Source organism: Microcoleus sp. LAD1_D5 (assembly GCF_036702115.1).
Classification (GTDB): Bacteria; Cyanobacteriota; Cyanobacteriia; order Cyanobacteriales; family Microcoleaceae; genus Microcoleus.
The window spans coordinates 102,390-125,112 of the sequence record NZ_JAUBSA010000010.1 but is presented as its reverse complement, the minus strand read 5'-3'; the positions used below and the strand labels follow the sequence as shown (position 1 = coordinate 125,112).

Here is a 22,723-nt window from a genome sequence, read left to right as displayed (position 1 = left end):
CCACAGAAAAGTCTAGAATATTTTTCATCGCCGAGAACGGTAACAGAATTTGCGATCGCCCTTCCCGCGCGCTGCCTTACCCTTAACGATAATTAGGGACTTAGGCAAAGCCTAAATCCCTAATTGAGCTAACGATTTTTTGCCATCACTGAAAGTGATATCGTTTCCGGTTGCATCAGAATAAAATCGAGTCAACAGTCAACCGTCAACAATCATTTCGCTCGTACAACCAGAATTGATATGAATCCAACCCGTCATTAGTGCGGTAACTTGCTGAGGGCGTGCCAAGTTCTATAGCCGACAATTCCATCTTGCGGTAAAGCCTTGCTAATTTGCAATTGTCGCACTGCTACATCTGTCATCGGCCCGAACAATCCGTCAATGGAGCCGAAATAGTATCCATTGATTTTCAAGACATTCTGAACAATTTTAACAGCATTACCAGAACTGCCCTTCATGACTACCGGCATATTCACAGGTGCACCAGAGTATAGTGCTTGCCAAGTGATAGGGCCGACAATCCCATCTTCTTTTAAAAAGACGCGGTGTTGATAGCCTTTGACCGCGTTTTGAACTTGGACGCCGAAAATACCGTCAATCGGCCCGAAATAATAACCCCAATGATATAGAAGCTGTTGTAGTTCCTTGACAGCTTGACCTGTTGAACCCATTTGTAATGTGGGTTTGTTTACTCCAGTGGTTTCAGCAAAGGCCAGAGTTGATTGAGAAGTAGTATCGGCGACGAGAGCCATAGTTTCATTGTTCAAGCTTCTTTCTTCGGTGTACATAAGGTGGTTCCTTTCAACATTTAAGTTTTGGTGTTTGATATTTCAGGTATAACTGGTGGGATTTATGGATGCACAGTCACTTTTTGGAGTGTCACTCATTTGAGTGTCACTCGTTTGAGTTACCCGTTGGTTTGTCGTAAGGAATGCAACTTGTAATATTTTTATGAGGACTTCCGTTGTCAATACAAACCAAGGGCTAAGGTGCGCGGTGCACACCTACCAAATACAAAGATGCGGGGTACGGACCCTACCAACTCACGTTGATTGTTTACTTAGCAAACTCTCGCAAAGCTGGAATTAAATACTGTGTCAAAGTAAAAGCATCTACTCCTAATTCCGTCCGTTCTTTGGCTGCCATGATTCCGGCTTGAGCGTGCCACCAAGCTGCTGTTGCAGCAACTGATTTAGGGGGGGATTTGCGGGCGATCGCAGTTGCTAATAATCCCCCTAACAAGCCGGTCAAAACGTCGCCGCTGCCGCCTCTGGCGAGGGCTGGGGTGCTTTCGGGATTGAGGTAGGTGATAGTACGTGAAGCGTAGCTATCCCGTAGGGAATCGTCCTCATCCTTCCAACTTATGCACACTCTGGCTCCTTTGAGCAATATCGTTGCACCGCAAAGCTGAGCTGCTGCTTGAGTTGCCGCAATTCGATCATCGCCGGTTTCGTCGGCTAATTCGGGAAATAAACGCTTGAATTCGCCCGGATGAGGCGTGATAATTGTCAGTGCACAGCGTTCGGACAAAATCGGGACTGTGCCGAGTTGAGCGAGGATATTTAAACCGTCAGCATCTAAAACCAGAGGTCGATCGCTCTCCAGTAAAGATTCTACAGCTATTGCGGCTTCCAATGTCAGACCTGGCCCTGCGGCGATCGCATCATAAGAACTCAAATCAATTGCTACTGGCAACTCGCTAATTGCACCGCTTTGGGTTTCGGGACATCCTATAACTAATGCCTCTGGCAACTGACTGCTCAACATCGGTTTAATCGACTCCGGAACAGCAATTGACAGCATTCCGATGCCACTGGCTCTTGCTCCCAATGCTGCCAAAATTGCGGCTCCGCTGTAGCGGCGGGAACCTGCAATAATTAGTAAGTGACCGTTGGTGTATTTGTGCGAAATTGGCGATCGGGGTAACGGCAAATGGTGAGTTGCCGATGCTTTTGTAATGCGTTGTATTGCTGGCGAATCGCCCAATATTGCTGCAATATCTGCTGCCGGAATATCAAAATCAATTAACTCTGACGTGCCGATATATTCTAACGCTCTGTCTTGCAGAAATGCCATTTTCCACAAACCCAAACATAATGTATGTTTTGCCCTAATTGCCGTCCCCAAAACTTCTCCGGTATCTGTATGAATTCCCGATGGAATGTCTATACTTAAAATGGGAATATTTAAGTTATTTATTTCGTCAATGGCTGCGGCAGTGGCGTTAGTAATTTCTCGTTCTAATCCAAAGCCAAATAAACCATCTACGAGCAAAGTGCAGTTTTTCAGATTTTCAATTTTATCAACAAATGGAATATTTAAATAACGCGCATAATCAGCGTGATTTTTTGTTAGTTCTTTGAGTTTAGAAAACGGACAGTAAACAACTACTTGGAATCCTTGAAAGTGCAATTCGCGCGCAACAACCAAAGCATCGCCGCCGTTGTGTCCGGGCCCAACCAATACGCCGATAACTGGCAATTGAGAATTAACAATATTTTTCCCTTCTGGGCTTTTCCCTCTATCCGTTAAATCCCGTACACTGCTAGTTGCCGAACTTCCTTCCGCTTTCAAAAGCGCCTGAATGCGTCTAGCAATCAGTCCCGCGACTTTTTCCATTAAAGCTGCCACTGGCATTCCAGCGACAAAGATTCGGGTTTCTATTTGCCGCATTTGGTCGGCGGTAACAACAAATTTTTGAATAGTCATATTAAGTGCTAAAATTTCAGCTAACAGCAGCAGTCGCAAGTTGTAGTATTTTTGTGGTATAATAAATTAGCTCGATCGAACTAACTCACAGTAAAATAGCAATTTCTCTCCGAATCATGAACAAGATTGTTGTAGGCCTCTCCGGCGGGGTCGATAGTTCCGCAGCAGCCGCAATTTTACACCATCAGGGATATGAAGTGGTGGGTTTAACGCTGTGGTTGATGAAGGGCAAAGGTCAGTGCTGCTCTGAGGGAATGGTCGATGCAGCTAAAATTTGCGAAGATTTGGGCGTTCCCCACCACATTGTTGACAGCCGCGAGGTCTTTCAGGCAAGTATTGTCGATTATTTGGTGGAGGGTTACAGCGCAGGAGTTACGCCTTTGCCTTGTTCCCAGTGCAATAAAACTGTGAAGTTCGGGCCAATGCTTAAGTATGCTCGCGAAGAACTCGGAATTGAAAAAATCGCTACAGGACACTACGCTCGGATTACTTACGATACTGCTACAGGTCGCTATCAGTTGCTGCGGGCGATCGACCCTGCGAAAGATCAGTCTTATTTCTTGTATGATTTAACACAGGATTTGCTGGCGGGTACGGAATTTCCTTTGGGGGAAATTACCAAGACAGAAACTCGCAGAATTGCGGCGGAATTTGGCTTGACAACTGCTGATAAGCCGGAAAGTCAGGATTTGTGTTTAGTGGAAAGTAACGGTTCGATGCGGGCTTTTCTGGATAAGTACATTGCGCCGCAAAAGGGTGACATTGTGGACAAGTCAGGGCGGGTGCTCGGACAGCACGACGGCGTACACCACTACACAATCGGTCAGCGGAAGGGACTCGGAATTGCTGCACCGGAACCGCTGTACGTGATTGAACTCGATGCTGCTGGCAATCGGGTAATTGTGGGCGATCGACAGTTGGCAGTAGAATCTGAGTGTACAGTCCAGAAAGTGAATTGGGTTTCTGTGGCTGCACCGACGGCTCCGATTCGGGCTCAGGTACAGATTCGATATCGATCGCACCCCGTCCCGGCTACAATTATTCCTGTAGAATCCTCCCAAGCAGAGGAAAAAGTCGGCGGTACAAGAGTTAAGTTGATTTTTGACGAACCGCAGTTGAGCATTACCCCCGGACAAGCGGCTGTTTGGTATGACGGGGATGTGCTGTTGGGCGGCGGCATCATCGAAAGAAACCAACTCCCAAATTAAAGCAAGGGGCGGGCTAGAAGCCCACCCCACAAGAAAGCACCCACAAAAAACTCACTCTTTGTGGAACAGGCATCTTGCCTGTTTATGATCCCCACCCCCTACTGCCCACTCTTTGTGGAACAGGCATCTTGCCTGTTTGTGATCCCCACCCACAAAAAAATTCACTCTTTGTGGAACAGGCATCTTGCCTGTTCCAAAAGGAAACTTATATTTCATTTCACAGGGGTACATTTACCTAACTAGCTTTTTTTCCAAACGCAACACATTTCCCCTAGCATTAGTACGGTAAACCCAAGTTTGGCTACCATCAGAAACCACAACCCGCCAACCTTCGACAATCATTTGACCGCAAACTTCATCCGCTTTCGCGAGTCCTAAACAAGTATTCGGCCAACTTTGTCCGCTCGATTCAATTACTTTCAACTTGTCAGCAGCAATGCCAGTGGAGTCCGACAACTCTTGGCGAACGGCTGCTGCCACGGTTGCGGGCAATTGTTTCGGGGGATTTTGGCGCGTACCCTCGGCCAAATTGCCCGGTTCGGAAATTAGACTATTGAGTGCAAATATCGAATAGCTGATTTTTGGGGACACCGCCGCTGAGGAAAATTGCTGCGCGGTTTGCTGCTGTTGGCTTTCCAACTGGCCGAGGGAATGTTTGAGAGCGCCCGCGTTAGCCACAGCGGTGTGTCTTAGCGCCGGATACATTTCCCATACCAGAATTCCTGTCAGCACCAAAGCCAAGATTACAGGATTGGGCTGCTTTTGGTCTCGGTTTTTATTTTTTTGAGATTTATTTTTGGAGATTCTTTTCATCATACGCCCTCTGCCTCACTTTACACAATGCGCGATCGCTCCTGAACACTCAACTGCAGATACTTATTTAGACACTATTGCTGGTGCTATTGGTTCCTTTGTGCAGAACCGACTTGACAGCAGGTTGCTGGTGCGGCGCAAGTATTTCTACTCGCTGCCGGCAGTTGTGTTTTGTGGAAACTTGCACTACCCAGTTATTACTTAATTTTTACTTTTTGTCTCAGGGTATTAAGAAAAATTTATGCTTAAGTAAATATTCTTAAAAGCCTCTAATCCCGCCCCCGAATTTCAGTACAAATTACTATTTTTCGTTCCAAAACTGCTAAACGTGTTTTAGACTGTGGGAGGCGAGCTGAGCCAAGGATATCACAGGGATGCCGCAAAATTTGTTGCAACAGGACGAAAACGCATTAGAAATTAAATCAGCTATCGCTAATTAATTATATTAGCATTGTGGTTTTCTAGAGCGATAGTCCCGGAAAATACTTTAGTAGCAAACGTTAGTTTTTTAGTACAATATTTTTGAAATCTCTCGATTATGAACAGAAAATCCTTAGGAATCCATTTAATGAATCGGCTGAGCTATCCTCAAAAATTTACCCTGATCGGTTTTCTATTTGCGATGCCGTTAACCTTGGTCATGTACCTGCTGATTTCCGAAATTAACAGCAGGGTTGACTTTGCCCAAAAAGAAATCTACGGTAATCAATACCTGCGCCCGCTGCGCCAGTTGAGGGAATACCTACCGAAACTGCAACTGTTAAATTATCAGGGTTTAAATCCCAATTTAAGCAATTCAGATATCAGGGCAAAGTTAGAAACTAAGATTGACGCGAACTTTCAATCCCTGGCAAATACCGATCGCCATTTAGGACAAATTTTAGTTTCTAGCGAGGAATTTAATAACATTTATCAAACTTGGCAAAATTTTAAACTTCGCCGCCGCCAGTGGAGTATAGAAACTTACGATATTGTGTATCACAAATTAGCATCTGACATTAATAGATTGAGCGCTCACGTCGGCGATACTTCCAATCTAATATTAGATCCAGATCTAGATACTTATTATTTGATGGATGCTACTTTGCTGAAGCTTCCTGAAATGCAAAAAATCTTGTCAGAGATTAGGCTGCTTTCTCAAAAAAGTAGCGCGCGTTCCGATGCCACCCCTGAAGAAAGAGCTAAACTGATTACTTTGGCAGGTCAATTGAGAGAACTTAATCAGGATTTAGCAATCAATATGGAGGTAGGATTTAGCAATAATCCTCACGGGAATCTGCGACAGAAATTAAGCGATGGTTTGAGAAAATTTAATTTGGTAGTAGAGCAGCTAACTGGGCAACTAGATAAACTGATTCATCCCACAGCTTTAGTGGAATATTATGCCTATCTTGATGGGAGCGAGCGAGTTATGGGTTCTAGTTTTGAACTGTGGGACGAAACTGTTAATGAATTAGACTTTTTGCTGCAAAAACGTATTGATATTTTTGTGAGAAAAAAAAGCATAGTTGTTATTTTTGTGTTAATAACTTTAGCAATAGTTATTTATTTATTTGTATCTTTTTACATGGCAGTTATGCAAACTGTATTTGTGCTAGACGAAGCGTCAAAAAAGATGGCAAGCGGCAATCTAGACCACAAAATCATTTTGGATAACAGAGATGAACTCGGGCAAGTTGTGGGTGCGTTTAACAAGATTGCCGATGCCTTAGTTGGTGCAAATCAAGAAATTACTGTTCTCAACGATCGCCTAAAAGCTGAAAATATGCGAATGAGCGCCGAACTAGACGTTACTCGCAAGATTCAGCAGATGCTGCTGCCGAAAGACCGAGAACTAAACGAAGTTGTGGGCTTAGATATTGCGGGATTTATGGAGGCTGCTGAGGAAGTAGGCGGCGACTATTACGACGTACTCCAGCACGAAGGTAGAGTAAAAATTGGCATTGGCGACGTGACGGGACACGGATTGGAGAGCGGCGTTTTAATGATTATGGTTCAAACGGCAGTCCGAACTTTGCTCGCTTACAATGAATCAGACCCGGTTAAATTTTTAAGCGCTATTAACAGTGTAATTTACGATAACATCCAGCGGATGAAATGCGACAAAAACGCTAGCCTTGCCTTGCTCGACTATCAGCAGGGAATGCTGAAGTTGAGTGGCCAGCACGAAGAAATGATTGTAGTGCGGTCTAACGGTTGTGTAGAGCGGTTTGATACGATCGATTTGGGTTTCCCGATCGGACTGGATGCAGATATTGCTGAATTTGTTGCTGAAACAATTGTGCAGTTGTATTCAGGAGATGTGGTAGTGCTGTACACTGACGGGATTACGGAAGCTAAAAATATGGATAAACTGCTTTATGGTTTAGAGCGGTTAATTAAGGTAATAGAGATTAATTCGCAGCGTTCGGTTGCCGAAATCAGGCACGCTGTAATTAAGGACGTGCGATCGCACATCGGCGAACAAAAAGTTTTTGACGACATCACGTTGCTGGTACTCAAACAAAAATAACTACTTGGATATCCCTTCTAAAGTTTAAAATATATTCAGTGATCCCCTCATCTCAAACTTTAGCTCTCACATCGATATGACTCAGATTTTCGGCGATTTCATCGAGCAGCCTGCTAGCCAAGAATACTTAATAATTGGATTTTCTCCGAGTTCGGTTCCTCTCAAGCAGCGGTGGCGGAACAACGGTTTGTCGGCGGATTTTCTGGCTGACTACCTGACGACTTTTTTTCCGGGCAATCAAGATGAACCCTCGACAATTGAAAGACAAGCTGAAATAAAAAGCGCTGTTAGCTACATTGCAAATGAGTTATTGGAAAATGCCATGAAGTTTAATGATGAAACCTCGGAGTACCCGATCGATATTAAACTGCAATTAGACAGCGACGGAGTGATTTTCTCAGTTGCTAACAGCATCTCTCCGCAAGCTGTGGACAAGTTTCAGGCTTATATTCAAGAGTTGCTGGCCTCGGAGCCTAGCGAACTTTACATTCAGCGGTTGGAAAAAAATGCTGCTGACGACAACTGTACTGATTCTGGATTGGGTTTGTTGACCATGCTCACCGATTATACCGCCAAACTTGGCTGGAAATTCCAAACCGTGCACAAAGACCCGGAAGTAATTGCGGTGACAACTATGGTGCAATTAACAGTATAAGCAACGCGGGCGATCGATAATATCTAAGGGACTTTTTTTTGTGGGTATGGAAATTAATACAGAAGATTACCAGATCTGTTACGATCCAGCAACGGCAACCGTGAGTTTTCTTGGATCTCTAAGACTGAGCGGGCCTGCGGAGTACGCGCCGATAGCGCAGTTGCTGACCCAGGTTGCCGACGTGGAACCGACGAAAATTACCCTCAATTTGCAGCAGTTAGAATTTTTGAACAGTTCTGGCATCAATATGCTATCGAAGTTTATTATCGAGGTACGCAAAACAGCCAGGGTGCAAATAGCGGTACAAGGCTCTCAAAGCATAGGTTGGCACGGTAAATCTTTGAGGAATTTCCAGCGCCTGATGCCTGGTTTGCAGTTGGATTTTCTATAGAAACACGATTACTTTTAGGGTGCGAGCTGTAGAGCAATTTTTTGTTAGTCGAGGCGCAAATTCTCGGGTTATGCTGGAAGAACAACCATCTAGAGAACAGCTACTTTTAGAGATAGAAAGATTGCGCCAGCAAGTGGAAGACTTGAAGGAGGAAAAAGCGGATCTGGAAATCTTGCTGGAAACTACTGCTGAACATTCCGATACGGTTGAAACTGAGTTGCGATCTCGCGCATTGGAGGCGGTGCGGGAAGGCGAAAACAAGCTGGCTCAATTTCTGGAAGCGATTCCGGTTGGCGTGGCCGTACTCGATTCTCAAGGCAGACCTTACTACGTCAATCACGCCGGACAGCAGTTATTCGGTCAAGGGGTTTTGCCGTTAAATGCAGTTGATGATTTGTCAGAAAGTTATCAAATTTATATCGCGGGAACTGATACTATTTACCCTTCCGAAAAATTGCCTATCGTCCGAGCTTTGAGGGGCGAAAGCGCGACGGCTGATGATATGGAAATTCATCAACCCGACAAGAAAATACCCCTGGAAACTTGGGGAACGCCAATTTTTGACGAGGGTGGCAAAGTTGCTTTTGCGATCGCAGTTTTTCAAGATGTCACGGAACGCAAACAAGCTGAAGCCGACCGCCATAAATTTATTAAGAAACTATTTGAACTCAATAAAGATTTGGAAAAAGCCCTGGAGGCCGAATCAGAATTAACTGATGCCTACGGGCGATTCGTGCCGCATCAATTTCTGAATTTGTTGGGATATGAAAGTATTATGGATGTCAATTTAGGCGACCAAGTGCAGGCGGAAATGTCGGTGCTGTTTGCGGATATCCGCGACTTCACGACGCTTTCGGAAACTATGACGCCGCAAGAAAATTTTAATTTTATCAATGCTTACCTTTCGCGGATGGAGCCTGCTATTACTAGGAATAACGGCTTTATTGACAAATACATCGGCGATGCAATTATGGCTCTGTTTAGCGACTATGCAGATGATGCCGTGAAAGCGGGTATTGCGATGCTAAATATCCTGACTGATTACAACCAACACCGTCAAAGTGTCGGCTACATCCCGATTCAAATTGGCATTGGTATCAATTCTGGTTCTTTGATGCTGGGGACAGTCGGGGGTAAAAGCCGAATGGACAGCACTGTGATTAGCGATGCTGTTAATTTAGCATCTCGCATTGAAGGATTGACCAAAGATTACGGCGTACCTCTGTTAATTTCTCAGCAGACTTTGGAACGGTTGCGAAATCAGAACGATTATGCTATTCGGATTGTGGATAAAGTACAGGTAAAAGGAAAATCTCAATATGTCGTAGTCTATGAGGTATTTGATGCAGATCCACCGGAAATTCTGTCGGCAAAGCTAGCAAATTTGCCTGTATATACTGAAGCTATGTTACTGTGCGAGCGCAAGGAGTTCCGAGAAGCTGGAAAATTGTTTGAAGAGTGTTTGCGAACAAATCCCAGCGATCAGGTAGCTCGCATTTACCTGAAACGCTGTCGGGATTGGCGATCGCTCCTCAAAGGAATTTAAAGCAACTTAGTCTATTTTAGATTTAAGATTGACTCCATATAGCAATCCTCGCATCATTTGTGAATTTCTTACTTTGTCAGAGCGGGTTCGGGGAGGGTTGGGGTGGGGTAAAAAATTTACGACTCCTGTAAGGATTGCTATAGATATTGAGAGAGATGACTGAGCTCTGGAATCTGTCAAAGGTGTAAAATATAAACAGCTTTATGCCTGTTACTTCGCAGGCTTCTCAACATAGAGCGGCTTAGGGCGGAAAAACCAGCGATCGGTAATTTGGTGCGAGAACGGCGGCCAGCGCTGAACCTGTCTCAGAAAAAGTTGGCGGATGAATTAGGGATGACCTTTCCCACGATTAATCGTTGGAAAAAGGGACACTCTAAGCCTTCTGGCTTGGAACTAAAGCAAATTTACATCTTGCTGGATGAGTAAGGCGCGGCGAGCAAGATATTTTTCGGATAAGGAGTACAAAGGGTGAGTTTTGAGGGAATCAACAGTATTTTCAGAGTTAGACTACTTCCCTATGGTGTGGCGACCCTCTCCGTGGCACTGGCACTGGGGCTAACGCGATTGCTTTTACCGTGGCTTTACCCAACCACGACGCCCCTGTTTTTCATCGCGGTGATTGTAAGTTCCTGGTATGGCAGTTTCGGGGCTGGGTTGCTGGCAACAATTTTATCCACGCTGGCAATCAACTATTTTTTTATTGAGCCGTTCTATTCCTTACAGATCGCTAATGTAGAGACAATTCTTCGGATCGGTATGTTTTCGATCGCCGCAGGATTGAGCGCTTCACTCAATCTATCGTGGCGCACTGCTATAAAAAATGCGAAAGCAGCCTTGCAAACTTTACAGGAGGCAAGGTCCCTAGAACAAAAGGCCCAGCTTCGGGGCCAAGTAGCACAAACTGCGGCGACTGCGGCAAAAGAACAGTTAGAAACCGTACTGTCTACCATCAACGATGGATTTTACATCCTCGATCGCGATTGGCGCTACACCTATGCCAACGATCGCTACTGTGAAATCGTTGGAATGCCGCGGTCAGCGATTCTGGGTCAGAACGTTTGGGAGTTATTTCCCGCTGCCGTTGACACCGATGCTTACGTGCAGTTTCATCGGGCAATGCGCGAACAAACGCCGCTCCAGTTTGATTATCTCTACTCACCTTGGAAGAGTTGGCATGACCATCGAATTTACCCTTCGCCCAGTGGGCTGACCGTTTTGCTTGCTGACATTACCGATCGCAAACAGGCAGAACTCATCCTAATCGAGCAGAAACGACTGCTGGAGTTGATCGCATTCGGACAGCCCCTAGACGACTGTCTGGCTGCCGTGTGTGACTCAGTATCCAGGCTGAATCCGGGTACCCGCGCGGGCTTCCTGCTAGCCGATGCTCAGCGGCTGACGTTTAAGAGATCCATTACTCCAGACTTTCCGCCGTCTTTTGGTGAAGGACTCCAAGGTGCTGCGATTAACGATTTGTGCATTGGAACCTGCGGCGAAGCAGTGTATAGCGGTCAGCCCGTGACCTGTGCCGACATGGCTAATGACGATCGCTGGTCGCAAGCATGGCGAAATTTATGCGTGGATCATGGCATTCTAGCCTGTCATTCTCAGCCCGTGTTCAGGCACGACAATCTACCTATGGGCTCGCTGATGCTGTGCTTTAGCGAGGCGCGGATGCCCACTGATTGGGAACATAAACTCGCCGAGTTCGGCACCCAAGTTGCCAGCATCGCCTTAGAGCGCGATCGATCGTTCCAGGCGTTGCGTGAGAGCGAAGAACAACTCCGACTGGCTTCCGAAGGCGGCAATTTGGGTTTGTGGTATTGGGATCTGGAAACAGACACGCTGAGTTTGACGGACATAGCCAAGGCGATGTTTGGTTTACCCGTCAATACGGCAATGTCGATGCAGGTGTTTTTAGAAGCCGTGCATCACGACGATCGCCCATTCGTTCACAGCGTCCTCACTGAGCTAAAAGCGAATCAACCGCTTACTGAAATTGAGTATCGGACGCTGTGGGCAGATGGCACGGTTCGTTGGATTTTGGCAAAGGGCGATTGCGCCTACAACGCTGATGGCATCATAATTTCGACGCGGGGCGTATTAATCGACATCAGCGATCGTCAACAAGCCGAAGAAGCGTTGCGTCAAAGCGAAGAGCAGAGTCGCAACATTCTAGAGAGTATTGATGATGGATTCTTTTCCCTTGATGAGAATTGGCGTTTCACTTACGTGAATCGGTCAGCGGAAATTCTGCTAGACCGCACTGCAAGCGATCTGATTGGGAAGAATGTGTGGGAAGAATTCCCCGGACTCAATGGCAGCGAGTTTGAGCGGGTTTATCGGCGTGTGGCAAACGAGCGCGTGGCTTTATCAGTCACGGCGTTTTATCCCTATCACGATCGGTGGTATGACGTTCGCACCTACCCTGCCGCGAACGGGATTACCATTTATTTCCGAAATGTTACCGATCGAAAACTGGCAGAGGAGGTATTGCAACAACGAGAAGCAGAACTTCGTTTAGTCACCAATGCCGTGCCTGCCTTGATTTCCTTTGTAGACTCAGACCAGCGCTATCGCTTCAACAATCGAGCATATGAAGAATGGTTTGGACATCCGGCAACGGAAATCTATGGCAAGCACCTCCAAGAGGTTTTAGGCGAAACTGGCTATGAAGGGATTCGTCCTTATGTTGAGCAAGTCTTGGCAGGACAGGAAGTGACCTTTGAAAGCCAAATTCCCTACAAAGATGGTGGAACTCGTTATATCAATGCGACCTATGTTCCCCGCTTCAATAGCCAGGGAAAAGTTGAAGGGTTTGTAGCGCTGGTCAACGATATCACCGATCGCAAACAAGCCGAAGCCACACTACGGGAGAGTGAGGCACGGTTCCGGCTGATGGCAGATGCCGCCCCGGTGCTGATTTGGATGGCCCGCACCGATAAACTCTGTAATTACTTCAACCTCCCGTGGCTAAACTTTACCGGACGGACGATCGAGCAAGAAAGTGGCAATGGTTGGACAGAAGGAGTCCACCCCGACGACCTCGATCGCTCTTTAGACACCTATGTGACTGCCTTTGATGCCCGTCAACCGTTCAAGATGGAATATCGCTTGAAACGCTGTGATGGCATATACCGTTGGGTGATGAATCAAGCTGTTCCTCGCTACGGATTGGAAGACCAGTTCTTGGGCTACATCGGCTCCTGTGTTGATATTGAAGACCACAAACAAGCTGAGGAAGCCCTGCGCGAGAGTGAATCCCGCCTCCGTCTGATCATTGAAAGCGCCAAAGATTATGCCATCTTCACCATCGACCTTAACGGCATCATTGCCAGTTGGAACTCAGGGGCAGAACGGCTGTTGGGCTATACCGAGACAGAAGCAATTGGTTGCCCCGCTCGGATGATCTTCACACCCGAAGATAACGAACAAGGACAATCCGAGTACGAGAGGCAAACGGCTCTACTGCAAGGACGGGCCGAAGACGAACGCTGGCACCTCCGCAAAGATGGGAATCGCTTTTGGGCCAGTGGATTGATGATGCCCCTGCTTAATGAAGCGGATTGTCCGCAGGGATTTGTCAAAATCATGCAGGACAAGACCGCACAACGGCAAGCAAGTGAGCGACTGCAATTGCTGTATGAAACTACCCGCGATCTGATGCAGACAGAACAGCCTCTGGCTTTGATGGACACGCTATTCCGCAAACTTGCAGTGCTACTCGATCTGCACTCTTACTACAACTTCATGGTGGAAGAAAAAGACAACCGCCCGATGTTGCATTTGAGAAACTATGATGGCATCTCTGAAGAAAGGGCGCAGGCGATCGCATGGATCGGATTAGGGGAATATCTCTGTGGATTGGTTGCCCACACGCAGCAGCAACTTGTCTTGAATCAAGCCCAACTCTCCACTCATCCGAAAGCTAAAGCCGTCTGTGAACTGGGCATCACGGCTTACGTGGGTCAACCGTTAATCGCTCAAGGACGATTATTAGGAACGCTCTCATTTGCCAGTCTGACTCGGACGCACTTCACGCCTGCTGAAATCGAGCTGCTGGGATCTATCTGTGACCAGATCGCGATCGCTCTGGAACGGGCAAACCTGAACGATTCACTCCAGCAGCAAGCGGAACAGCTAAGGCAGGCAAATCGCATCAAGGATGAGTTTTTAGCGGTACTATCCCATGAATTGCGATCGCCCCTCAATCCTATTTTGGGGTGGTCAAAGCTGCTGCAAACTGGCAAGCTGGATGCGGCCAAAACTGCACAGGCGTTAGCGACGATCGAACGCAATGCCAAGCTGCAAACTGAATTGATTGAAGATTTGCTTGATGTCTCGAAAATTCTCCAAGGCAAGCTCAGTCTTAATATTCGTCCAGTCGATTTAGCTTTAACTGTGGAATCGGCGATCGAAACTGTCAATTTGGCTGCTGTTGCCAAATCCATTGATATTCGGACTGTGTTAGATCCTCAGATCGGACAAATTTTGGGGGATTCGGGCCGTTTGCAGCAGATTGTCTGGAATCTTGTTTCCAATGCGGTCAAATTCACCTCAGCCGGGGGGCGCGTTGAGGTGAATTTGACTCGTGTTGGCAATCACGCTCAAATTACTGTGGCGGATACAGGGATTGGCATCGCACGGGAGTTTTTACCCTACGTGTTTGACTACTTCCGGCAAAAAGATGGCGCGACAACCCGCAATTTTGGTGGCTTGGGATTGGGGCTGGCGATCGTGCGGCATCTAGTCGAACTGCACGGTGGCAACGTTGGGGCAGAGAGCCAGGGTGAAGGGCTAGGGGCAACCTTTACCGTAAGACTGCCCCTATCAGGGAAGGTAAAGGGACAAGAAAACTCTCTTGCAGGACTTTCGGAACGATCGACTGCGGATGAACAGTTATCCGGGATGCGGATACTTGTGGTAGATGATGAGCCGGATATGCGAGAGTTGATTTCCTTTTTGCTAGAAGATGCAGGTGCAGAGGTACTGACTATTGCTGTCCCTCAAGAAGCCGTGACAGCGTTGACTAATTTCCAGCCCGATGTCCTGTTGAGCGACATTGGAATGCCGGGGATGGATGGCTATATGCTGTTGCAGCAAGTGCGAGCTCTGCCGCCCGAACGGGGTGGGCTGATTCCGGCGATCGCCCTGACTGCCTATGCGGGCGAGTTTAATCAACAGCAAGCTTTGCAAGCTGGATTTCACCGACATCTGGCAAAGCCGATCGAACCGGATCAATTAATTAAGACGATCGCCGCACTTCTTAGCAAGAACACTGATGACCCCGCAAGCTATAAAGAGTGAGCCGAAGGATCTCAAACCGATCGAACATCACCAAGCTTTTAAGTTGCTCTGGTTAGGCAGCGATATTTGTATTACAGGAGAATTTATCAATAAATCCGGTTTCTAGTCTAATAGTGCGTAAGTCCTGATAATATAATCAATAATTTGGAGTGTCAAAAAAAGACGATGGGAATTAACAAGCAGCAGCCTAGAATACATATAAAACCTTCAGTGATTAAAGCGATAGCTCTGTTCTGTCTGTGCTGCTTGTTAACTGCAAGTTGTGGACAAAGAACACGTCCATCGGTCACTGCGAGCGGCGAAAATGCTAATAACCGCGTTACTATTGGCACAACCTTGAAGTTGCGGACGATCGACCCTGCGGACGCTTACGAAATTATATCAGGGCAATTGCTGCAAAATTTGGGCGACACTCTCTATACTTACAAGTCGGGAACTACTGAGTTAATCCCCCATTTAGCTACAGCAATGCCAAAAGTTAGCCAAGACGGATTGACATATACAATCCCCTTGCGTCAAGGAGTTATTTTTCACGACGACACACCGTTTAACGCCGCAGCAATGGAGTTTTCCTTGCAGCGGTTTATCAAAAATGGCGGTCGTCCGGCTTTCTTGTTGAGTGATGCAGTAGAATCTGTGAAAGCGACGGGCGAATACGAATTAACTTTTCAACTCAAAAAGCCTTTTGCTGCTTTTCCTTCTCTGCTGACATTTGCTGGTAGTTGTGCAGTTTCTCCAAAAGCCTACGAGATTGGGGAGGGTAAATTTAAACCCGATACGTTTGTGGGAACGGGACGCTACAAGTTGGCGAAGTACGGCAGCGATTCTCTCAAGTTTGACGTGTTTGACAAGTATTGGGGGGAAAAGCCCGCTAATCAAGGAATTGACCTGTTGCTGCTTTCTAGTTCCTCAAATTTGTTCAATAGTTTTCGGACTGGTGCAGTTGATGTGGCTTATTTGTCTCTGGATGCAGACCAAGTTCAAAGCTTGGACGAGGGAGCAAAACAAGGGAAATGGCAGGAAATCGCGGGGGAAAGTAGTACAGTTAGTTACATGACGCTGAATACCAAGTCTAAACCGCTGGATAAGTTAGAAGTGAGACAGGCGATCGCTGCTGCGATGGATCGCCCCCTGATTAATGAGCGGGTACTGCGGGGACAAGCACAACCGCTTTACAGCCTGATTCCCACAACCTTCGACGTTCAAAAACCAGTTTTTAAAGAACTGTACGGCGATGCCAACAGCGCAAAGGCTAAGGAACTTTTAACGAAAGCGGGATACTCGGCAGCAAATCCTTTTGTTCTGCAACTTTGGTATCCTTCAGCTTCCACAAAACGAGCTTTAGTGGCGAGTACGATCGAGGCGCAAGCTAAACTCAAAATGGACGGGATAATGCAGGTAGAAATTAACAGCGTTGAATCTCCGACTTTGTTTCAAAACATAGAGAAGGGTATTTATCCTGCGGTTTTAGTGGATTGGTACGCCGACTTTTTCGATGCCGACAATTACATTCAGCCGTTTTTGGATTGTGCCACGGGTTCTGCCGCCGGGGGCTGTGAAAAGGGTGCTAGTCAAGGTCAGGGTTCGTTTTATTATAGCGATCGGGTAAATCAACTGATCGACAAGCAACGAAAAGAAGCAAACCCCCAAACCCGCAAAGCCCTGTTTGCCGAAATTCAAGACATACTGGGTCAAGATGTACCTTTCATCCCTCTTTGGCAGGATAAGGACTATACTTTTGCTCAGAACAGCATTACCGGCGTCCGTCTCGAACCGACGCAATCTTTTCCTTTTTGGTTCCTGAAAAAGCAATAATTCTTTACAAGAATTTCTAGGAGTTGAAACGTCAATAATTATTGCATAGTTTGTGCACAATAGGGTGATGATTGTCACAGTTTATCAAAGAGACTGATCACCCTAACCTCTTTAATGATGTGGGATATTATTAAAAGAGAGATATTGCTGAGGGTGGGTATATGAAACTTGGAATTTTAACAACAACAGGGCTGCTAATTGCGATGGGGTTGGCATCGGGAGTAAAGGCAGAAAACGTATCCCACGTCAAGCAATTATTAGAAACTAAAAAATGTAGCCAATGTGACTTGACAGGAGCGCAGCTTGCTGGTATGAATCTGAGCGGGGCAGATTTGAGCGGTGCGAATCTCAGAGGTGCAAATTTGAATGGTGCAAATTTGGACGAAGCCAAACTGAACGAAGCAAATCTGAAACAAGCTAAATTGCAAGGTGCGAGTTTAATTGGGGCTAAAATGCACGGGGCTAATTTGGAGGGTGCTGATTTGAGTCGCGCTAATCTGAGTCTGGCAGGTTTAGTGATTGCCACTTTGAAAAATACCAACCTCACCAGCGCTAATTTAATCGGCGCTAATTTAGAAAGTGCCAATTTGGCGGGTGCGAACCTGAAAAATGCTCGTCAGTCTGTAGCGAATTTAGCTAATGTCAGCCTCAGAGGTGGCAGTTTGTCGGGAATAGACGTACAGGGAGTCAACTTGCGGGATGCAAATTTGACCAATGCAAATTTGAATGGTGCAAATTTGAACGGCTCGGACTTGACTGGTGCTAATTTAAAGAATGCCAATATGGCAAATGTAGATTTGAAAAACGCTTCTTTGCCGTAGGACGATCGCCAATTGCTATATCAAATTCTGGTGCTTAAAAAACTTAATATAATAATGTAGGGGCAATTCTGAAATTGCCCCTACATTTTTAATGGTAGGATTTATCTGAGTTCCGATCGCTGCGTAGGTCAATCGATTTTAGATTTTAGATTTTAGATTAAAGAATTGAAGCATTGACCCCACGGATAAATTCGGGGGGCAAGTTTCATCGGATACAGGTTTTTTATTTTTCGACGGATGAATCCGGGGGCTTGTATCCTGGATGATGAAGGTCATGGTTCGGTGTGCGACGCTTTTCCCTGGCCTCTGCGATTGTTTCATATTTTGATGTCGGATCAATCTTCCTCGTGAGCATCTAGGGCAAAGCGGATAATGTCATCATCGCCGAGGTATTCGCCATTTTGGATTTCAATCATCACCAGGGGAATAACGCCGGGATTTTCTACGCGATGAGCAGTATTCATCGGAACGTAGGTTGACTGTTTCTGCATGAGAATCGTCTCTTTGTCGTCGCAGATAACTTTAGCGGTACCGGAGACGACTACCCAGTGCTCGCTGCGGTGATAGTGCATTTGGGTGCTGATGTGATGCCCCGGCTTGACTTCAATGCGATTGATCTTGTAACGATCGCCCGCGTCTATGACTGTAACTTGACCCCAGTAGCGGGTTTGTGTGCGATCGTCAATTTTTTCGCTTGTCTCCACTGTTTCCACCATCCTGTTTATTTCGCCAACGGTGTCTGTAAAAATATCTTTAGTTGAAAGTATAGCAGGGATAGGGTAAGTGCGATCGATTTAAACATTACTCAATTAGCCGCCACTCGCGAGCATCAACAAATTGCGACCAATGCCCCACATTTTTTGTAGCAATTATCAACTCATGCCCTTCATTTGCTACCGAAATGGGCTGAGCTGCCAAAATCACGTCTGCCTCAAGTGCCTTGGGGTCAGCAGTTGGTCTTACTCTCCGTCGTGCTTGCGCCCACAACTGTGCCACCAGAAGCATTGTTTTTGTGGAAAATAGGAAGGTAGCTAATCGCTATTTTGAGTTGGTCAAACCGTGATATACCAGCCATTTAGTCCGCACGAATTAACTCGCGACGCACCTCATAATCAGCGCTTTTAGGTAACACGGCTTCCTAGCCTCTGTCTGGCAAAAAGTCTAACCAAAAATGATCTCAAGTAAATTCGGCCAGTATTCTTTGGGGAGTTTCTCAATTTCCCGAACTAGCCAAGGCATAGAACTTTCTGAGGCTAAAACAGAATTAGCTTGACAAGATTCGCTTTCTTTACCCTGTTATGAGGTAGCTGGGGATGCTTGGGGAGATGAAGCAAATCTAGCTTGCGGGAGTTCGGTTCCTTTGATTTGGTCTGTCAGAATTATCTGCCTTTTATTCATTCATATTGTAGTCGATCGCGACTTACGCACGTGGAGGTCAGAAACCCGGTTTTTTTGCATCCAGGACTGCATTAACAAGGTGCCTCCGATCGCAAAATCCCAATAATCGCCCCAAAATGAAAGTCGGATGCACCCTACAACTTGACATCGACCCTTCTGCTACACTGACAATGGAAACTAACAGAGCCCGCGACATCAAGCAGACGAAGCATCTAGCACTGGCGCAGCAGCAAAGTGCCCAAAATAATAACGGCGAAATAAAAATATGTTTGTTGACAATTGGTTTGAATTGATTCGGATTTTGACGATCGGCGTTTCCGCTTACGTCGTGCTGATTTGTTTGTTGCTAGTCTCCGGCAAGCGAACTCTGTCGAAGTGGAATGCCTTCGATTTCATCGTTACCATCGCCCTCGGTTCGACGCTGGCGACTGTCATCATGTCAAAAGACGTTTCGCTCGTCGAGGGCATTTTCGGACTAGGCTTACTCATCGGGCTGCAATTCATCGTCACGTGGCTTGCGGTGCGGGTAAAGTGGGTAAAAAATCTCATCAAAGCCGAACCTACTATGCTGCTCAGCCAAGGCCAATTTCTGCCTGTGGCGATGCGGCAGCAGCGCGTGGGTGAATCGGAAATTCGGGCGGCGATTCGGGGGACTGGCAGCGCGTCGATCGAAGAAATCGAAGCAGTCGTGCTGGAAACCGACGGCAGCATGAGCGTTGTCAAAAAATCTCCGAACAATTCGCGATCGGCTCTCAAAGATGTAGCTTAGTCGATCTTTAAATTCAATGGATGCTCGAATTATTTGTGAGCTTGCCATTGACAGTTAAAGATAGTCTCTACAGGAATTACGATCGATGGACGGGCTCTGATATTAATAATTTTATAAACAAAAAGCTTATAAACAAAAGGCGGGCAATTGCCCGCCTTTTACTTACTTGCTCAACACACCATCTGGAATTCCCAAAATATCCTCAATTCGAGGCATATCTTCCAAAGCAATCACTCTGCCTTCATCCTCAAAACCAGCAATTTGATCGAAATTCAAATACCGATACAAATCACCAGCAAAAGGATCGATTCTCTTCGACACAACGTCATTGTATTCTTGGACTGTAGGAATGCGACCTAACAGCGAACAAACGGCCGCCAATTCCGCCGAACCGAGATAAACTTGTGCATCTTTGCCCATGCGGTTGTTAAAGTTACGAGTAGAAGTTGAAAAAACCGTTGTCGCATCTTTAACCCGCGCTTGATTGCCCATACAAAGACTGCAACCGGGCATTTCTGTACGCGCTCCAGCAGCTCCAAAAATACTGTAATAACCTTCTTCTTTGAGTTGCTGTTCGTCCATCCGAGTTGGCGGACAAATCCACAGGCGAGTTTTCACTTCTCCTGCACCTTCCAACACCTTCGCAGTGGCGCGGTAGTGACCGATATTTGTCATGCAGGAACCGACAAATACTTCGTCAACGCGATCGCCCGCAACCTCACTCAACAACTTAACATTATCCGGGTCATTCGGAGCAGCCACAATAGGCTCTTTAATCTCGTTTAAATCGATCTCAATTATCTCCACATATTCCGCATCAGCATCAGCCTCCAGCAGTACCGGATTTGCCAGCCATTCCTCCATCTTCGCTACCCGGCGCATCATCGTCCGCGCATCTTGATAGCCCCGCGCCACCATGTTTTTCAGCAGCGCGACATTGGAACGAATGTACTCGGAAACAGTCTCCACACTCAATTTAATCGTGCATCCGGCGCAAGAACGCTCGGCGGAGGCATCGGTCAATTCAAAAGCCTGCTCGACCTTCAAATCGGGCAAACCTTCAATCTCCATAATCCGCCCAGAAAAGACATTTTTCTTATTCTGTTTCGAGACTGTCAGCAAACCTTTTTGAATGGCTACATAGGGAATTGCATTCACAACATCCCTGAGCGTTACTCCCGGCTGCAATTCACCTTTAAACCGCACTAAAACTGATTCCGGCATATCCAAAGGCATGACGCCCAAGGCCGCAGCAAATGCCACCAATCCCGAACCCGCAGGAAAGGAAATTCCTAAAGGAAAACGAGTGTGAGAATCGCCACCAGTTCCCACTGTATCCGGCAATAACATTCGGTTCAGCCAAGAGTGAATAATGCCGTCTCCGGGACGCAAAGCTATGCCGGCGCGCTGTGACATGAAATCGGGCAATTCATGGTGAGTTTTGACATCAACAGGTTTTGGATAAGCGGCGGTGTGGCAGAAACTTTGAATTACCAAATCGGCGCTAAATCCCAAACAAGCAAGTTCTTTCAATTCGTCCCGAGTCATCGGCCCGGTGGTATCTTGCGATCCGACTGTTGTCATGACTGGTTCGCAGGATGTACCGGGACGAACCCCGGACAAACCGCAAGCTTTGCCTACCATTTTTTGTGCTAAAGTGAAGCCTTTGCCCGTATCTACTGGGATTGTAGGGCGGGTAAAAATAGTGCTGGGTTCTAGTCCTAAAGCTGCGCGGGTTTTGTCGGTTAAAGTTCGTCCAATTAATAGGGGAATTCGGCCACCGGCGCGAACTTCGTCTAGAATTGTGTCGGGTTTGAGGGTGAATGTGGAGATAATTTCTCCGGCTTCATTGGTGATTTCGCCTTTGTAGGGATGGATGGTAATTACCATTCCTGTTTCCATTTTGGAGACATCGCATTCGATCGGCAAAGCGCCGGAATCTTCAGCGGTATTGAAGAAAATCGGGGCGATCGCACTTCCTAAAATATAACCGCCACTGCGCTTGTTCGGCACAAACGGAATATCATTGCCAATGTGCCACAGCACAGAATTAATCGCCGATTTCCGCGACGAACCAGTACCGACAACATCACCAACATAGGCTACGGGATGGCCTTTTTGCTTCAATTCTGCAATGGTTTGCAAAGCCCCTGGCATCTTACTTTCCAGCATCGCCAAAGCGTGTAGGGGAATGTCCGGCCGCGTGGTAGCATGAGGTGCGGGCGACAAGTCGTCAGTATTGGTTTCTCCAGGAACTTTGAAGACTGTAACGGTAATCGCTTCTGGCAACACAGGACGACCCGTAAACCACTCGGCATCCGCCCAAGAATCGACTACTTGTTTGGCGTAGGGATTGGTATCAGACAAAGCTATAACGTCGTGGAAAGCGTCGAATACTAACAGGGTTTTGCTCAGTGCCCGGGCGGCGGTGGCGGGAATGGCGACTTCGGCAGTGGGATTAAGTAAATCGATTAAAGATTGGACGTTGTAACCGCCCATCATTGTTCCCAGCAGGTAAACTGCCCATTTGGGAGCAATTAGGGGGCTGTGGATTTCGCCTTTAGCAATGCCAGTTAAAAAACCAGCTTTGACGTAGGCGGCGCTGTCTACTCCGGGCGGGACGCGATCGCGCAATAATTCTATTAAGGTTTCTTCTTCTGTTGCCGGCGGATTTTTCAGCAGTTCACACAGTTCTGACGTTTGCTGGGCGTCTAGCGGCAGGGGTGGAATTCCCTCATGGGCTCGTTCGGCAGCGGTACGGCGGTAAGATTCAAGCATT

At 46.8% G+C, this 22,723-nt stretch carries 17 protein-coding genes; 11 read left to right on the top strand and 6 right to left on the bottom strand.

Annotated features, from left to right (window positions below; all coding sequences use genetic code 11):
* Window positions 1-257 precede the first annotated feature (257 nt).
* Both QUA70_RS07435 and QUA70_RS07430 read right to left on the bottom strand, forming a co-directional pair.
* A complete protein-coding gene (locus QUA70_RS07435) occupies window positions 258-788 on the bottom strand; it encodes a peptidoglycan-binding protein (RefSeq protein ID WP_333410358.1) in 531 nt (176 codons plus the stop codon).
* A 268-nt stretch (window positions 789-1,056) separates the two neighbouring features.
* The gene (locus tag QUA70_RS07430; RefSeq protein ID WP_333345859.1) at window positions 1,057-2,709 is read right to left on the bottom strand and encodes an NAD(P)H-hydrate dehydratase; all 1,653 of its coding nucleotides are present in this window, start codon (window positions 2,707-2,709) and stop codon (window positions 1,057-1,059) included.
* A 116-nt stretch (window positions 2,710-2,825) separates the two neighbouring features.
* Between QUA70_RS07430 and mnmA the strand changes: the two genes are divergently transcribed.
* A complete protein-coding gene (mnmA, locus tag QUA70_RS07425; RefSeq protein ID WP_333324930.1) occupies window positions 2,826-3,917 on the top strand; it encodes a tRNA 2-thiouridine(34) synthase MnmA in 1,092 nt (363 codons plus the stop codon).
* 231 nt (window positions 3,918-4,148) lie between these two features.
* On the opposite strand, the gene QUA70_RS07420 is transcribed toward mnmA, so the two are convergent.
* Window positions 4,149-4,733 (bottom strand): hypothetical protein, encoded by a 585-nt coding sequence (locus QUA70_RS07420; protein WP_333345861.1) that lies wholly within the window; start codon window positions 4,731-4,733, stop codon window positions 4,149-4,151.
* A gap of 565 nt (window positions 4,734-5,298) precedes the next feature.
* Here QUA70_RS07420 and QUA70_RS07415 point away from each other — a divergent pair.
* The 8 genes from QUA70_RS07415 to QUA70_RS07380 all read left to right on the top strand — a co-directional run bounded on the left by QUA70_RS07415 (window position 5,299) and on the right by QUA70_RS07380 (window position 17,777).
* The gene (locus tag QUA70_RS07415) at window positions 5,299-7,242 is read left to right on the top strand and encodes a PP2C family protein-serine/threonine phosphatase (protein ID WP_333410356.1); all 1,944 of its coding nucleotides are present in this window, start codon (window positions 5,299-5,301) and stop codon (window positions 7,240-7,242) included.
* A 76-nt stretch (window positions 7,243-7,318) separates the two neighbouring features.
* Window positions 7,319-7,897 carry a DUF6272 family protein gene (locus QUA70_RS07410; protein ID WP_333345868.1) on the top strand — a complete coding sequence of 193 codons (579 nt, stop codon included), beginning with the start codon at window positions 7,319-7,321 and terminating at the stop codon, window positions 7,895-7,897.
* A 46-nt stretch (window positions 7,898-7,943) separates the two neighbouring features.
* Complete coding sequence (locus tag QUA70_RS07405; RefSeq protein WP_333324937.1) at window positions 7,944-8,288, top strand: slr1659 superfamily regulator; 345 nt, start codon at window positions 7,944-7,946, stop codon at window positions 8,286-8,288.
* 70 nt (window positions 8,289-8,358) lie between these two features.
* Window positions 8,359-9,834, top strand: coding sequence for an adenylate/guanylate cyclase domain-containing protein (locus QUA70_RS07400; protein ID WP_333324939.1), 1,476 nt, complete (start codon window positions 8,359-8,361; stop codon window positions 9,832-9,834).
* 273 nt (window positions 9,835-10,107) lie between these two features.
* Window positions 10,108-10,260 carry a helix-turn-helix transcriptional regulator gene (locus tag QUA70_RS07395; RefSeq protein WP_333346005.1) on the top strand — a complete coding sequence of 51 codons (153 nt, stop codon included), beginning with the start codon at window positions 10,108-10,110 and terminating at the stop codon, window positions 10,258-10,260.
* A gap of 42 nt (window positions 10,261-10,302) precedes the next feature.
* The gene (locus QUA70_RS07390; protein WP_333345871.1) at window positions 10,303-15,141 is read left to right on the top strand and encodes a PAS domain S-box protein; all 4,839 of its coding nucleotides are present in this window, start codon (window positions 10,303-10,305) and stop codon (window positions 15,139-15,141) included.
* Between the two features lie 165 nt (window positions 15,142-15,306).
* Window positions 15,307-16,956, top strand: a complete 1,650-nt coding sequence (locus QUA70_RS07385) for an ABC transporter substrate-binding protein (RefSeq protein WP_333324945.1) — start codon at window positions 15,307-15,309, stop codon at window positions 16,954-16,956.
* Window positions 16,957-17,117: 161 nt separating this feature from the next.
* Window positions 17,118-17,777 (top strand): pentapeptide repeat-containing protein, encoded by a 660-nt coding sequence (locus QUA70_RS07380; RefSeq protein ID WP_333345874.1) that lies wholly within the window; start codon window positions 17,118-17,120, stop codon window positions 17,775-17,777.
* A 335-nt stretch (window positions 17,778-18,112) separates the two neighbouring features.
* Here the strand turns inward: QUA70_RS07380 and QUA70_RS07375 are convergent, their stop codons facing one another.
* Window positions 18,113-18,493 carry a cupin domain-containing protein gene (locus tag QUA70_RS07375; RefSeq protein ID WP_445251617.1) on the bottom strand — a complete coding sequence of 127 codons (381 nt, stop codon included), beginning with the start codon at window positions 18,491-18,493 and terminating at the stop codon, window positions 18,113-18,115.
* A gap of 85 nt (window positions 18,494-18,578) precedes the next feature.
* The gene (locus QUA70_RS07370) at window positions 18,579-18,782 is read right to left on the bottom strand and encodes a hypothetical protein (RefSeq protein WP_333324949.1); all 204 of its coding nucleotides are present in this window, start codon (window positions 18,780-18,782) and stop codon (window positions 18,579-18,581) included.
* A 509-nt stretch (window positions 18,783-19,291) separates the two neighbouring features.
* Here QUA70_RS07370 and QUA70_RS07365 point away from each other — a divergent pair.
* Both QUA70_RS07365 and QUA70_RS07360 read left to right on the top strand, forming a co-directional pair.
* Complete coding sequence (locus tag QUA70_RS07365; protein WP_333345876.1) at window positions 19,292-19,468, top strand: hypothetical protein; 177 nt, start codon at window positions 19,292-19,294, stop codon at window positions 19,466-19,468.
* Window positions 19,441-19,944 (top strand): YetF domain-containing protein, encoded by a 504-nt coding sequence (locus QUA70_RS07360; RefSeq protein WP_333324953.1) that lies wholly within the window; start codon window positions 19,441-19,443, stop codon window positions 19,942-19,944. Before QUA70_RS07365 ends, QUA70_RS07360 begins: the two co-directional genes overlap by 28 nt.
* 162 nt (window positions 19,945-20,106) lie before the next feature.
* Here the strand turns inward: QUA70_RS07360 and acnB are convergent, their stop codons facing one another.
* Window positions 20,107-22,722, bottom strand: a complete 2,616-nt coding sequence (gene acnB, locus QUA70_RS07355; protein ID WP_333345879.1) for a bifunctional aconitate hydratase 2/2-methylisocitrate dehydratase — start codon at window positions 22,720-22,722, stop codon at window positions 20,107-20,109.
* Window position 22,723: the final 1 nt, after the last annotated feature.